This is a genomic window from Pseudoduganella ginsengisoli (assembly GCF_009720865.1).
GTDB lineage: Bacteria > Pseudomonadota > Gammaproteobacteria > Burkholderiales > Burkholderiaceae_D > Rugamonas > Rugamonas ginsengisoli.
The window spans coordinates 41,478-55,165 of sequence record NZ_WNLA01000017.1 but is presented as its reverse complement, the minus strand read 5'-3'; the positions used below and the strand labels follow the sequence as shown (position 1 = coordinate 55,165).

Annotated in this window: 10 protein-coding genes and 1 pseudogene; 7 read left to right on the top strand and 4 right to left on the bottom strand. The window is 60.5% G+C overall.

Annotated elements, in window-relative coordinates:
- Window positions 1–92 precede the first annotated feature (92 nt).
- Window positions 93–3,542, top strand: a complete 3,450-nt coding sequence (mfd, locus tag GM668_RS21665; RefSeq protein ID WP_155441039.1) for a transcription-repair coupling factor — start codon at window positions 93–95, stop codon at window positions 3,540–3,542.
- A 17-nt stretch (window positions 3,543–3,559) separates the two neighbouring features.
- Complete coding sequence (gene serB / locus GM668_RS21660) at window positions 3,560–4,402, top strand: phosphoserine phosphatase SerB (protein ID WP_155441124.1); 843 nt, start codon at window positions 3,560–3,562, stop codon at window positions 4,400–4,402.
- On the opposite strand, the gene GM668_RS21655 is transcribed toward serB, so the two are convergent.
- Window positions 4,403–5,308: a lipase secretion chaperone gene (locus GM668_RS21655; protein ID WP_155441038.1), complete on the bottom strand. Its 906-nt coding sequence runs from the start codon at window positions 5,306–5,308 to the stop codon at window positions 4,403–4,405.
- Window positions 5,309–5,311: 3 nt separating this feature from the next.
- Window positions 5,312–6,220 (bottom strand): lipase family alpha/beta hydrolase, encoded by a 909-nt coding sequence (locus GM668_RS21650; protein ID WP_155441037.1) that lies wholly within the window; start codon window positions 6,218–6,220, stop codon window positions 5,312–5,314.
- A gap of 225 nt (window positions 6,221–6,445) precedes the next feature.
- Here GM668_RS21650 and GM668_RS21645 point away from each other — a divergent pair, with 225 nt between their 5' ends.
- The 3 genes from GM668_RS21645 to GM668_RS21635 all read left to right on the top strand — a co-directional run bounded on the left by GM668_RS21645 (window position 6,446) and on the right by GM668_RS21635 (window position 8,661).
- Entirely contained in the window at window positions 6,446–6,805 is a 360-nt protein-coding gene (locus GM668_RS21645; protein ID WP_155441036.1) for a DUF4870 family protein, read from the top strand.
- A 77-nt stretch (window positions 6,806–6,882) separates the two neighbouring features.
- A complete protein-coding gene (locus GM668_RS21640; protein ID WP_155441035.1) occupies window positions 6,883–8,202 on the top strand; it encodes a DUF2252 domain-containing protein in 1,320 nt (439 codons plus the stop codon).
- Window positions 8,203–8,217: 15 nt separating this feature from the next.
- A complete protein-coding gene (locus GM668_RS21635; protein WP_155441034.1) occupies window positions 8,218–8,661 on the top strand; it encodes an STY0301 family protein in 444 nt (147 codons plus the stop codon).
- On the opposite strand, the gene GM668_RS21630 is transcribed toward GM668_RS21635, so the two are convergent.
- On the bottom strand, window positions 8,662–9,819 hold the full coding sequence (locus tag GM668_RS21630) for a cystathionine beta-lyase (RefSeq protein ID WP_155441033.1): 1,158 nt from the start codon (window positions 9,817–9,819) through the stop codon (window positions 8,662–8,664). It abuts the gene before it with no gap.
- Between the two features lie 112 nt (window positions 9,820–9,931).
- Window positions 9,932–11,266 (bottom strand): annotated as a pseudogene (gene rimO, locus GM668_RS21625) (30S ribosomal protein S12 methylthiotransferase RimO); the annotation flags it as partial.
- 91 nt (window positions 11,267–11,357) lie between these two features.
- Between rimO and GM668_RS21620 the strand changes: the two are divergent.
- Window positions 11,358–12,368: a LacI family DNA-binding transcriptional regulator gene (locus GM668_RS21620; protein WP_170305751.1), complete on the top strand. Its 1,011-nt coding sequence runs from the start codon at window positions 11,358–11,360 to the stop codon at window positions 12,366–12,368.
- A 123-nt stretch (window positions 12,369–12,491) separates the two neighbouring features.
- The gene (gene aqpZ / locus GM668_RS21615) at window positions 12,492–13,190 is read left to right on the top strand and encodes an aquaporin Z (protein ID WP_170305765.1); all 699 of its coding nucleotides are present in this window, start codon (window positions 12,492–12,494) and stop codon (window positions 13,188–13,190) included.
- Window positions 13,191–13,688 lie beyond the last annotated feature (498 nt).

Sequence of the window (13,688 nt, the reverse complement as noted above, 5' to 3'; positions counted from 1 at the left end):
CCCCTGCTCCGCGATCTGTTGCCGCATCGTCTATAATGCACGATGCACACGGCCCCTGCTGCCGCGCGCCCAACCGTTCACTGATGTCATCGATGTCCTTTGAATTAAACAAAGTCTTACCGAAACCCGGCAACCGCTTCGTGTTGCCTGCTTTGTATGGCTCCGCGGACGCCTTTGCGCTGGCGCGGGCTGCAACCGAACTCAAAGCCAACGGCAAAATGCTGGCCGTGATCGTGGCGCAAGCGTCCGATGGCCAGCGCTTGCTGGATGAAATCCCCTGGTTCGCCAACGGCAAGCTGCGCTGCCACTTGCTGCCGGACTGGGAAACCCTGCCGTATGACGCGTTTTCACCGCACCAGGACCTGGTGTCGGAACGCCTGGCGACCCTGCATGAAATCCAGACCGGCCAGTGCGACGTCATGATCGTGCCGGCAACGACGGCACTGGTGCGCATGGCGCCGCCGTCATTCCTGGCCGCTTACACGTTCTTTTTCAAAAAAGGCGAATCGCTGGACGAAGCCCGGCTGAAATCGCAATTGACGCTGGCCGGCTACACGCACGTCACGCAAGTGATGTCGCCCGGCGAATACTCGGTGCGCGGCGGCCTGATCGACTTGTTCCCCATGGGCTCAAGCCTGCCATACCGCCTGGACTTGTTCGGCGATACGATTGAAACCATCCGCACCTTTGACGCCGATACGCAGCGTTCGCTTTACCCCGTCAATGAAGTGCGCCTGCTGCCGGGCCGTGAATTCCCCATGGATGAGGCGGCGCGTACGACGTTCCGCTCGCGCTGGCGCGAACAGTTCGAAGGCGATCCATCGCGCGCCGTCGTCTATAAAGACGTGGGCAGCGGCATTGCATCGGCCGGTATCGAATATTACCTGCCACTGTTTTTCGAAGAAACGGCGACCCTGTTCGACTACCTGCCGGAAGGCAGCACGCTGGCCATGGTGGGCGACATCGATGGCGCCATCAAGCGCTTCTGGCTCGATACGGAATCGCGCTACCGCTTCCTGAAAGCGGACCGCGAACGGCCGCTGCTGCCGCCGGACATGCTGTTCCTGTCGGACGAACAATTCTTCACGCTGGCCAAGCCGCATCCGCGCCTGGGTATCGCAACGGTGGCCGACAAGGCAGGCGCCCCGTCGGAAATTTCCGGCCCGTTGCCGGATGTCGCCGTCAACCGCCACCTGGACGATCCGCTGACGAACTTGCGCGCGTGGCTGATGAAAACGCCGCGCCGCGTGATGATCTGCGCGGAATCGAACGGCCGCCGCGAAACACTGCAACAGTATTTCAATGAATTCGATTTGCATCCGGCGCTGATTGAAGGCGCCGATGGCTTCCTCGCGTCCGACGCAAAAGTCGTGCTGGGCGTGTCGCCGCTGCAGGCCGGTTTTGAATTGATGGCCGACGGCCTCAATGTCGCGTTTGTCACGGAAACGGAACTGTACGCGGGTTCCGGCCGCCGCGTGGGCAAAAAGAAACAGGAAGCCGTCAGCCAGGTTGAGTCGATGGTGCGCGACTTGTCGGAGCTGAAGATTGGCGACCCGGTCGTGCACATCAACCATGGCATCGGCCGCTACCTCGGCCTGGTCAGCATGGACATGGGCGAAGGCGAAACGGAATTCTTGCACCTGGAATATGCCAAGGAATCCAAGCTGTACGTGCCGGTGTCGCAATTGCACGTGATTTCCCGCTATTCCGGCGCGTCGCAGGACGACGCGCCGCTGCACACGCTGGGTTCCGGCCAGTGGGAAAAAGCCAAGCGCAAGGCAGCCGAACAGGTACGCGATACGGCTGCCGAACTGCTGAACCTGTATGCGCGCCGCGCCGCGCGCCAGGCCCACGCGTTCGAATATTCGTCGCATGATTACGAGCGCTTTGCGGAAAGCTTCGGCTTCGATGAAACGCCGGACCAGGCGGCCGCCATCATGAACGTCATCAAGGATATGACGTCCGGCAAGCCCATGGACCGCCTCGTGTGCGGCGACGTCGGCTTCGGCAAGACCGAAGTGGCGCTGCGCGCGGCCTTCATTGCCGTCATGGGTGGCAAGCAGGTGGCTATCCTTGCGCCGACCACGCTGCTGGCCGAGCAGCATGCGCAAACGTTTGCCGACCGCTTTGCCGACTGGCCCGTGCGCATTGCGGAAATGTCCCGCTTCCGCACCGGCAAGGAAATCGCGAACGCCATCAAGGGCATGCAGGATGGCACGCTCGATATCGTCATCGGCACGCATAAACTGCTGTCGGACGACGTGAAATTCACGCGCCTGGGCCTGGTCATCATCGACGAAGAACACCGTTTCGGCGTGCGCCAGAAAGAAGCGCTGAAGTCGCTGCGCGCCGAAGTCGACGTATTGACGCTGACGGCCACGCCGATCCCCCGCACGCTGGGCATGGCGCTGGAAGGTTTGCGGGACTTTTCCGTGATTGCCACGGCGCCGCAAAAGCGCCTGGCCATTAAAACCTTTGTGCGCAGCGAAGCGGACTCCATCATCCGCGAAGCGTGCCTGCGTGAGTTGAAGCGCGGCGGCCAGGTGTACTTCCTGCACAATGAAGTGGAAACCATCCAGAACCGGCTGGCCAAGCTGGAAGAATTGCTGCCGGAAGCGCGTATCGCCGTGGCGCACGGCCAGATGCACGAGCGCGACCTGGAAAAAGTCATGCGCGACTTCGTGGCGCAGCGCTACAACATCCTGCTGTGCACGACGATTATTGAAACCGGTATCGACGTGCCGACGGCGAACACCATCATCATGCACCGCGCCGACAAATTCGGCCTCGCGCAGCTGCACCAGTTGCGGGGCCGCGTGGGCCGCTCGCACCACCAGGCATATGCTTATTTGCTCGTCAACGATGTGCAAGGCTTGACCAAACAGGCGCAGCGCCGCCTCGATGCGATCCAGGCCATGGAAGAACTGGGCAGCGGCTTCTACCTGGCCATGCATGACCTGGAAATCCGCGGCGCCGGCGAAGTGCTGGGCGAAAACCAGTCCGGCGAAATGCTGGAAGTGGGCTTCCAGCTGTACACGGATATGCTCAATGAAGCCGTGCGCGCGCTGAAAGCAGGCAAAGAGCCAGACCTGGCCGCGCCGTTGTCATCGACCACGGAAATCAACCTGCATGTACCAGCCCTGCTGCCCAACGAGTTCTGCGGCGACGTGCACGAACGCCTGTCGATCTACAAGCGCCTGGCCAATTGCACGAAACAAGACCAGATCGACGACTTGCAGGAAGAGTTGATCGACCGCTTTGGCAAGCTGCCCGATGCCGCAAAAGCCCTGATTGAAACGCACCGCCTGCGCATCCTCGCCGCCACGGTCGGCATCGTGAAAATCGATGCCCACAGCGAAGCCGCCAATTTGCAGTTTATGCCCAAGCCGCCTATCGACCCGATGCGCATCATTACGCTGATCCAAAAGAACAAGCAAATCAAATTGAATGGGCAAGACAAACTCAAGATCGCTGCCAGCATGCCTGACTTGCCAGCCCGCGTTGCGCAAATCAAGAACGCCATTAAACAATTAACCCAATGAACACGAACGATTACACGATGAACCTGGTGCTGCAAGGACTGGGTTCCTGCATGCCTGCCCTGGAACGTATTGCCGCGCTGACGGCGCCGCAGCGTATTGTCCGCCTTTCCGGCAGCGCCATCCGCTGCGAAGGCATCACGTATTCCGTGGCGCTGCGCCATACCATTGAAGTGGCGGCCCACGCTGCCCAGCTGGACGCCACCTACATGATGGGCGTGCACAAGCTCGATGAATTCCGCCTGGTGGCCATGGACATGGATTCCACCCTGATCACCATCGAGTGCATTGATGAAATCGCGGACATGCAGGGTTTGAAACCGCAAGTGGCGGAAATCACGGAAGCGGCCATGCGCGGCGAACTGGATTTCTCCGCCAGCTTGCGCAAGCGCGTGGCGTTACTGAAGGGCCTGGATGCGTCGGCGCTGGAGCGTGTCTACAACGAGCGCCTGCAACTGTCGCCTGGCGCGGAAAACATGCTGGCTGCCGTCAAGGCTGCCGGCCTGAAAACCCTGCTGGTGTCTGGCGGCTTCACGTTCTTCACGGCGCGCCTCAAAGAGCGCCTGGGCCTGGACTTCACGCTGGCCAATGAACTGGAAATCATCGACGGCAAGCTGACGGGCAACGTGCTGGGTGAAATCGTCGACGCCGACGTCAAGAAGCGCACGGTGGAACATGTGTGTGCATCGCTGGGTATCGCAGCGTCGCAAGCCATCGTCATGGGCGACGGCGCCAATGACCTCAAAATGATGAGCGTGGCCGGCATGTCCGTGGCGTTCCGCGCCAAGCCGGTCGTGCGTGAACAAGCCAGCGTGGCGCTCAATTTCGTGGGCCTGGACGGCATCTTCAACCTGCTGTGCTGATCATTCATACGCAGGCAGCCGCTTTTGCTCCAGCGCGGTGAAACCCGCATCGCGCAACCGCTGCAGCGCCACGGTATCGCCCGGCGGCAGCTGGCGGCGCTGCTGCAGATACGCGGCAATCCGCGATTGCCACTGGGCCCGCTCCCGGTCCAGTTCCGCCAGCCGGGCCGCTGCTTCCGGCGTGAAGGCGGCGGAGCGGGCGCGGTACACTTCATTGTCCCCGGCGCCCTGCTCCCGCATTTGCGCGACCGCGTTTTCCACTTTCATGATGGCCACTGGCGCTTCGCGCTGTGCACGCTGGTCCGGGCTCAGCGCCGCATCGAGCTGGGCCAGCTTCGCCTGCCGCTGCGCGGCTGACACGGATTTGTCCAGCGTGGTTTCCAGCCGCGCCAGCGCATCCGCGTCATACGCATCGGTTTCGGCAAACAGGCCAGTGATTTCCCGCTCCGTAAAATAATCCTTGCGCAGTTTCAGCATGGCGTCGCGGCGCGCGCGTGCCCCCGCGAGCAAATCCCGGCCTGGCTTCAGCGTGGTTTCCAAGGTTGCCAGCGCCTGCTTGTAGGCCAGGTATTTCCCCAGCAAGATTTTCGCTTCGCGCGCCGCCGGCGGCGCCAGCCGGCGCTCCAGTTCCCGTTCGATTTCCGCGCGGATCGCATCGAGCCCGCGCTCGCCCAACCCGGCAAGGTAATAGTCAAACAGGTAGCCCAGTTCCGCGTCCACCACCAGCTGCTGCGCAGCGTCCTGGCGCACATTGCCATCGGGCCGCGTGCCTTCCATCGAACGCACGAATGGCGCACCGGCGGCAGGGCTCGCCGCCACCGGCAGCGGCGCAGGTTCCGTATGCTGGGCCAGCCACAGGGCGGCAGCCAGCACGGCGCCGCCCATCACGACATATTTGCCGCTCATCGCTTACAACCCCAGTCCCTGCAGCCGGTTCGCATGCTGGCGGTACAAGGTCAGCGGATTGGTTTCAAAGATATTGGTCAGGCCGAACATCTGGTTGACTTCGTCGAGGTGGTTCAACTTGTAATTGTCACGAATGACCTTGCCCAGGTGCGAAGAACAGGTGGCCACCAGCCCGTCGTTCGGCTCGCCATTGAAGGCCAGCGTCGTCAGCAGGAAATGCAAGTCCACCACATCCAGCGGATTGGTGAGGATTTTTGCGCCGCTCCACGAGAAATAGTAAATGCCGCCTTCCTGGTATGCGCCCTCGCCGCAGGGAGTCGCGGGCACGCCTTGGGGGTGGCGCTCATTGAACGCCAGCGATCCCGCCGTGCTCAGCGACTGGACCGCGCCATGCGCATCTTGCGGCAGCGTGGGGTCGCCGCCGAGCGTACTCATTAATGCGGAAAACGCTTCCGCCACCGTATAGGCGCTTTCCGGCGCATAGCCCATCAGCACGTCCGCCACTTTCGACCCTTTATTGACGCCGCCCACGCTGGTGACGGACGCGACCAGGTCCGGCCGCACGGAAGCCACGTAGCGGGACGTCGGGCTGCCATGGCTGTGGCCGATCAAATTCACCTTGGCCGCGCCCGTGACAGCAAGGATTTGCTGGACTTGCGTCAGCAATTGTTCGCCCCGCACTTCCGTGGAATTCGCCGCCGACACTTGCACGAGGTAGACATGCGCGCCGCCGCTGCGCAGCGCATTGGCGACGCCATAAAAATAATCGTACGGGCCGATGCTGTCATAGCCAAACAAGCCATGCACGAGGACGATGGGATATTTCGTTTGCGTATAGCCCACCGCCTGGGCCGCCAATGAAAACCACGATAAAGCCAGCACAGCACACAGCCTCAGTACGAACTTTTTCATTGCCACTCTCCCGGTTACGCTATCCGGCCCCGCGCCGGTAATGCGCTAAATAAAATATAACATTAGCTTTTCAACATCATGGCCCGCACGATACGGCCGCGTCCATCTGTTGTATTTGCAGCCATCGGCATGCTGACCAGGACAACACCTTTGCAAACGCAAGCAAACCACAGGAAATATTGTTAAAATCTACACATCAAGCAACTTTTGCAGCGGGAGATGGAAATGGCTTCGGATCTGGTTTTGGATGGGCAAGTGGCGTCGGCAAAGAACACGGCATGGTGGCTGTACATCGTGCACGGCGTAAGCTTCGTGTTTTCGCTGGGCATGTTTTCCTTCATCCCCCTGATCCTGAACTACATCAAGCGCCCTGAAACCGCTGGAACGTTCGTGCACAGCCACCACAGCTGGCAAATCCGCTCATTCTGGTGGTATGTGCTGTGGATGTTTATTGCCGGCGTGCTGTGGATTACCATCATTGGCATTCCACTGGCGATCGTCGTCGGGGCGGGCGCATGGCTGTGGAAAGCTTACCGCTTGATCAAAGGCTTGGTCGACTTGAATGAAAACCGCCCGATGCCATAAGGCTTGATCGCGGACAGCATTTCCGAACGGAAATGGCATACGCTGGACTTCCAGCACGTTGCCAAGGAGGAGAGAACATGATCCATCCTATCCCGAATTTCGTGGCCAGATCGCGCCCCAGCTGGGTCGCTGGCCAGCTCTATGCCCACCATCACCAGTTTGCCGCGCATAACCGCGCCGACTTGAAAATCCGCATGGAAAAAATGGCGAATGCGTCGTCCGCATTCCCGTTTTTCCGCGCCACCGCCCACCTGTTTTACCTCGACATGGCCACGCACCCGTCCGCATTCACGACGGAGCACACAGCTTATACGTGGCTGACGGGCGACGCCCATCTCGGCAATTTTGGCGCCCGCCGCGACAGCAGCGGCACGGCCGTGTTTGGCATTGCGGATTTTGACGAAGGCTACTTCGGCCAATACATCTGGGATTTGCGCCGTCTGGCTGCCAGCATGGTGCTGCTGGGACGGCAAAATCACATTGCCGACGGCGGCATTACCAATGCCATCCAGTCGCTGGCGGGCGCGTATGAAAACCGCCTGGCCACATTCCGGGGCGACCGCAGTGAACTGCGTTTCCGCCTGACGGAAGACAATACCAGTGGCGTTGTCCAGGACACGATACGCCGCGCCGCACAGGCAAGCAGCACGCGGCTGCTGGATAAATATACGGAACGCAATCCCGGCGGCTTGCGCCGCTTTGTCGATGCGCATGAAGACCTGGCGCCGGTGACGGCGGGCACGCGGGGAGCGCTGCTGGCGGCGATGGATAATTACGCGGCATCGATTCCTCCGGCGCTGCGCCAGGGTCCCGCGTTTTACAACGTACTGGACGTGCGCCAGCGCCTGGGGGCCGGCATGGGCAGCCTGGGTAAAATGCGCTGGTATTTGCTATTGCAAGGCAATGACGACCAGGTTTTGCTGGAAGCCAAACAGGCGATACCCAGCGCCGTGTGCGGTGCCGGCGGGCCGGTGATGCTGCCGGAAACCTATGGCGGCCACGAGGGCTGCCGCCAGGCGCGCACGCAGCGGGCGCACCAGGTTGATCCCGACCCCATGAATGGCTGGACCATGGTGGAAGGCATGCATTGCTACGTGCATCAAAAGTCCGGCAGCGAGCGCGACTTCGATCCACAGGATTTGACGACGGCCGGCAAGCTGGAAACAGCGGCCCGCTATCTCGGCATGGCGCTGGCTTCCGCCCATGCGCTGGCCGACCAGGATGCCGACAGTGAAAGCCCCCGCTACAACATTATTAAACATATTACAGAGTTACTGGGTAGTAGTAGCAGCTTCCAGCAAGAACTAGTATCCTTTGCATACGGCTACTCTGTGCAGGTGGAGCTGGACTGGCAGGCATTCCGCGACGCCAGACGGGCAGGAACAGCACTTTATTGAAGGATGGACGGCACCATGGGCGCCTCATTCAAACTCACACTTTTGGCAGCATGCATCGCTGCCGCCAATCATGCCATCGCAGCCGGGGCAGACGATATCGTGTGCCCCGCCACCATACTCGCATCGACCGCCGTCACCACGGCGGAAGGCTGGGAGCCGCAAGGCGGCGCAGCCGAATACCGGCTGGACCAGGCACAGCTTTACATGGGCAATCCCGCGGACGACCGCCCGCTGCCGCCGGAATCCGGCGCCGGTGAAGACCCGCGCTGGCGCTTGCCCGACAGCAAAGCCGGCGATGTGTGGGTGGGCTGCACGTACAGCAATACCACCGTGGTATTGGCGCGCAAACTCGATCCGCGCCTGACGCAGTGCATGGTCAAGCGGGAAACCGTTGAACGGCAAGGCAAAGGCGCGGACAGCCACGCAGTGGAAGCCACGCCTGCCATCACCTGCAATTGATTACAGCTTGGCCAGTGCCTGCGCGATATCGGCAATCAAATCGTCCGGCTCTTCCAGCCCGATATTGAAACGCACCAGCACACCGCCATGCTGCCAATTGCGGCGCATGGCCTGGATACGGTAAGGCACGGCCAAACTGTTGGCGCCGCCCCAGCTATAGCCTATCCCAAACAATTTCAACTCATCGACAAAGCGGTCGGTCTGTTCTTCCGTATAGCGCGGATCGAACAGCACGGAAAACAGGCCGCCCGCACCGGTAAAGTCGCGCTTCCAATTTTCATGGCCCGGGCAATCTTCCAATGCCGGGTGCAGCACCTTGCTGATTTCCGGACGGGACTTCAGCCAGGCGGCGACTTTGCGCGCGCCCCGGTCATGGGCTTCAAAGCGCAGCTTCATCGTCGGCAAGCCGCGCAGCACCAGGTACGCATCGTCCGCCCCCACGCCCAGCCCCAGGCGCATGTGGGCCATGGCGATGCGGTCCTGGATCGCGCGGTCGCGCGTAATGACGGCGCCCATCAACACGTCCGAGCCGCCTGACTGGTATTTGGTCAGCGCCTGCATGGAAATATCCACACCCATGTCAAAGGCGCGCAGCGCCAGCCCTGCCGACCACGTGTTATCCAGCGCCACCAGCGCGCCCTTCGCATGGGCTGCCGCGCAAATGGCCCGCAAGTCCGGCACTTCCATCGACACGGAGCCCGGCGCTTCCGTCCACACCAGCTTGGTATTTGGCTGCATCAATTCCGCGATGCCCGCACCGGCCAGCGGATCATAATAGCGCGCCGTGACACCGAAGTCCGCCAGCCAGCGTCCCAGTTCGCGGTTCGGGTTATACACGTTATCCGGCAGCAGCACGTCGTCACCGCTTTTCAGCAGCGCGAAGTCGATCATGGCAATCGCAGCCAGGCCGCTGGGCGCCAGCAGGCAATACAAGCCCCCTTCGATCCCGGCCAGCCGCGCTTCCAGCGTGAACGTGGTGGGCGTGCCGTGCAAGCCGTAGGTATAAGCGTTCTTTTCCTTCCATTCGCCCGAACGCAGCGCCGCCACGTTCTTGAACAGCACAGTCGACGCGTGGTGGATCGCGGTGGGGAAGGCATCGAAGCCGGACGGGGCTTCGTAGTCGGTGTGGATCAGGGAAGTTTGCAGGGATTTGGTCATAGCTGGCTATAAAAAAAGCGGAAGCGCATGATGCGGTTCCGCCTTGATTTTACGCTTCGCCCCAGAGGTCGTGGGCATCAGCGCGCGTAATTTCCACATCAACAAACTGGCCCACAGCCAGTTTCTTGTGCGGTTCAAACGGCTTCTTGACGTACACGATACCGTCGATTTCCGGGGCATCGGCAGCGGAACGGCCTTTGGCGCCGCTTGGCGTCAATTCGTCGATCAGCACGCGGATGGTTTTGCCGACCTTGGCCTGCAAACGCTTGCGGGAAATTTCTTCCTGCAGCAGCATGACGCGGCCACGGCGTTCTTCACGCACTTCGTCCGGTACCGGGTTGTCCAGTTCATTGGCGGTCGCGCCTTCAACCGGCGAATACGCGAAGCAGCCGAGGCGGTCGATTTGCGCTTCCTTCAGGAAGTCCAGCAGGTATTCGAATTCCGCTTCCGTCTCGCCCGGGAAGCCGGCGATAAAGGTCGAACGGATCGTCAAATCCGGATTCATGGCGCGCCACGCCTGGATACGGTCCAGGTTTTTCTCGCCGCTGGCCGGACGCTTCATGCGCTTCAACACGTCAGGGTGCGCGTGCTGCAACGGGATGTCCAGGTAAGGCAGCAGGTTTTCGCCCATCATCGGAATCACCTGGTCCACGTGCGGGTAGGGATACACGTAGTGCGCCCGCACCCACGCGCCGTACTGCTTGGCCAGTTGGCCCAGCGCTTCCAGCAGCTGCGTCATATGGGTCTTGATCGGGCGGCCGTTCCAGAAGCCGGAACGGAACTTCACGTCCACGCCGTAGGCCGATGTATCCTGCGAAATCACCAGCAATTCCTTGACGCCCGACTTGAACAGGTTTTCCGCTTCCAGCATCAATTCACCGATCGGGCGGGACACCAGGTCGCCGCGCATCGACGGGATGATGCAGAAGCTGCAGCGGTGGTTGCAGCCTTCGGAAATCTTCAGGTAAGCGTAATGCTTGGGCGTCAGCTTGACGCCCTGCGGCGGCACCAGGTCAATAAATGGCTCGTGCGGCTTCGGCAAGTGGTGATGGACTTCCTGCATCACTTCGCCCAGCGCATGCGGGCCGGTGACGGCCAGCACTTTCGGGTGAATCGACTTGATCAAGTCATTGCCGTCGCCATCTTTCTTCGCGCCCAGGCAGCCGGTCACGATGACTTTGCCGTTTTCCGCCAGTGCTTCACCAATCGCATCCAGCGATTCCTGCACGGCCGCGTCAATGAAACCGCACGTGTTGACGATCACGAGGTCGGCGCCGTCATACGATTTGGCCGTGTCGTAGCCTTCAGCGCGCAGCTGGGTCAGGATTTGTTCGGAGTCGACCAGCGCTTTAGGGCAACCGAGCGAGACGAAACCGACTTTTGGCGCCGCGCCGGTTGGCGTCGTGGCGGCCTGTTGATCCTTTGGAATGCGGGAAATTTCGTGCATGGTAAATACTATCGAAAATTGGAGCGAATCGGTCATTATAACGCATAGCCCCGTGTTACCATGGAGGAATGCTCATAGAGAAGGAGAAGGTGTGGCAACACTGAAAGATGTCGCGCAACTGGCAGGAGTAGGATTGGCCACCGCATCACGCGCGATTTCCGGGTCGGGCCCCGTATCGGAAGACGCCCAGCGCCGCGTGCAGGCGGCTATTGAACAGTTGAAGTTCCGTCCGTCGTCGCTGGGGCGCTCACTGTCGAAGCAGTCGCTGGGCATGATCGGCATCTTTGCCCCGTCTTATTTCGGTGCGTACTACGGCACCATCTTGAATCAAACGGATCACGAACTACGCGCAGTCGGCAAGCATGTCGTCATTACGACAGGGATCGGCGACGGCACGCCGCGTGAAAAAGCCATCGAAGGCGTCAAATACCTGATTGGCCGCGACTGCGACGGCATCCTCGTGCTGGGCCATGACCTGCACGAAGAAGACATGGTGAAATTGCAGCGCCTGCACCCTCACCTCGCCTACCTGAACCGCTACAATCCGCACGCGCCGGATGCGTCATTCTGCACGGACCACGTGGAAGGCGGACGGCTGGCGGCCAGCGTGCTGCTGGAAGCCGGGCATCGATCGCTGGCGGTGATTTCCGGTCCGTCTGGCGCGAAAGACAATATCGACCGTTTGCAAGGGTTCTTTGATGCACTGGCCGGCGCCGGCATTGCGCGCGATGACGTCGTCATGGTGGAGTCGGATTTTTCGCGCGAAGGGGGCTTTGCCGCCACGGGGGAATTGCTGGCCAAGGGCGACACGTTCACGGGCCTGTTTTGCGCCAATGATGAAATGGCCGTCGGCGCCCTGTCCCGCCTGCACCGCGCCGGCGTGCGCGTGCCGGAACAGGTGTCGATTGTTGGTTACGACGATGACTATTCGGCAGCGTTTACTGCGCCGGAACTCACCACCATCCACATCCCCATTAAAGAAATGGCGCGGAGCGCGGCGCGCTGGTTGCTGAATCAATGTTATGGGACGGCGCTGGAGATCTGCCGCGAATTTCCGGTGGAAGTGATGGCGCGCGAATCGGTGTCGGGCCCGGCGACATAGCAAAAGCAGGTAGAGGCAAGGCACTTGTAATTTAATATTGCAAACATTGCACCTCGTAAAAGTTATGTGATATATAACCGAAGTAATATATTTTCGGTTACGTAACACACTTTGAAAGAGTCAATAATGAGCAATGTAAAAAAATGGTCGGCCGAGTTCCTCGGTACGTTCTGGCTGACCTTGGGCGGCTGTGGTAGCGCCGTGCTGGCCGCCGCGTTTCCAGGAGTCGGTATCGGCCTGCTGGGTGTTTCGCTGGCATTTGGCCTGACGGTGCTGACCGGCGCCTACGCTCTGGGCCCGATTTCCGGCGGCCACTTCAACCCTGCTGTTTCCGTCGGCCTCGTGGTCGGTGGCCGCTTCAAGGCTGCAGAACTGCCGGGCTACATTGTGTCGCAAGTGTTGGGCGCCATTGCCGCCGCGGCAGTCCTGTTCCTGATCGTATCCGGCAAAACCGGCTTCAGCGGCGTGGGCGGCTTTGCCTCCAACGGTTATGGCGCAAACTCGCCAGGCGGCTATAGCATGGTGTCCGTACTGGTGTGCGAAGTGGTCATGACGGCCATCTTCCTGATGGTCATCCTGGGCGCAACCTCCAAGCGCGCCGCCGGCGGTTTCGGCGGCCTGGCCATCGGCCTGTGCCTGACCTTGATTCACCTGGTGTCGATCCCGGTTTCGAACACGTCGGTGAACCCGGCCCGCAGCACCGGCCCTGCCCTGTTCGCACAAACCGGCGCACTGGGGGACCTGTGGCTGTTCTGGGCGGCCCCTATCATTGGCGCCATCCTGGGTGCCGTGATCTACAACGTGTTGCTCGATAACGAGTAATAGTGCTAAAGCGCCCGCTCACCGCTAGCGGGCGCTTCCTGGAATCCATCCGTCAAAGTACATTCAATCTTCAAACATCGTATCGCCCAGGCACTTGCAATTTTTCCGCCTGCTATTCATCACCCATTCCGGCATGTCAGCCAAAGGCGACCTCGGCTGCTTGCAAGGCGGAGGGAGTAATTCCGCGTTAGTTCGACGCTTATAATCCTTTTCCGTCTGTTCAGTGCGCGCTTCCTTGGCAGCATGGCGTATGGCTGGACGGCCCCCATGTACTCTCCGCAAAATGAAGTCTGGAATATACGTCTTCATGCTTAAACTCCTGTCTTAAACTCGCGGAAAGGCCGGTGAATTTGTCTTCAATCCCCGGAACAGGCGCCGTATCGATGACGCCTGTAATTTCGACAAAATAAGACAACGGAAGTTCCGTTTCCGGCGGTTTAAGACATTGATTTAAGGCGAAAGACGTATACGGGGCGTGGAAAGGTCCCCTCCCTCTCC

Excerpts from the sequence above, each read along its gene's own strand:
- GM668_RS21645 (WP_155441036.1), top strand. The coding sequence starts at position 6,446 with ATGGCTTCGGATCTGGTTTTGGATGGGCAAGTGGCGTCGGCAAAGAAC.
- GM668_RS21655 (WP_155441038.1), bottom strand. The coding sequence starts at position 5,308 with ATGAGCGGCAAATATGTCGTGATGGGCGGCGCCGTGCTGGCTGCCGCC.
- mfd (WP_155441039.1), top strand. The coding sequence starts at position 93 with ATGTCCTTTGAATTAAACAAAGTCTTACCGAAACCCGGCAACCGCTTC.
- GM668_RS21635 (WP_155441034.1), top strand. The coding sequence starts at position 8,218 with ATGGGCGCCTCATTCAAACTCACACTTTTGGCAGCATGCATCGCTGCC.
- GM668_RS21630 (WP_155441033.1), bottom strand. The coding sequence starts at position 9,819 with ATGACCAAATCCCTGCAAACTTCCCTGATCCACACCGACTACGAAGCC.
- GM668_RS21640 (WP_155441035.1), top strand. The coding sequence starts at position 6,883 with ATGATCCATCCTATCCCGAATTTCGTGGCCAGATCGCGCCCCAGCTGG.
- GM668_RS21650 (WP_155441037.1), bottom strand. The coding sequence starts at position 6,220 with ATGAAAAAGTTCGTACTGAGGCTGTGTGCTGTGCTGGCTTTATCGTGG.
- serB (WP_155441124.1), top strand. The coding sequence starts at position 3,560 with ATGAACCTGGTGCTGCAAGGACTGGGTTCCTGCATGCCTGCCCTGGAA.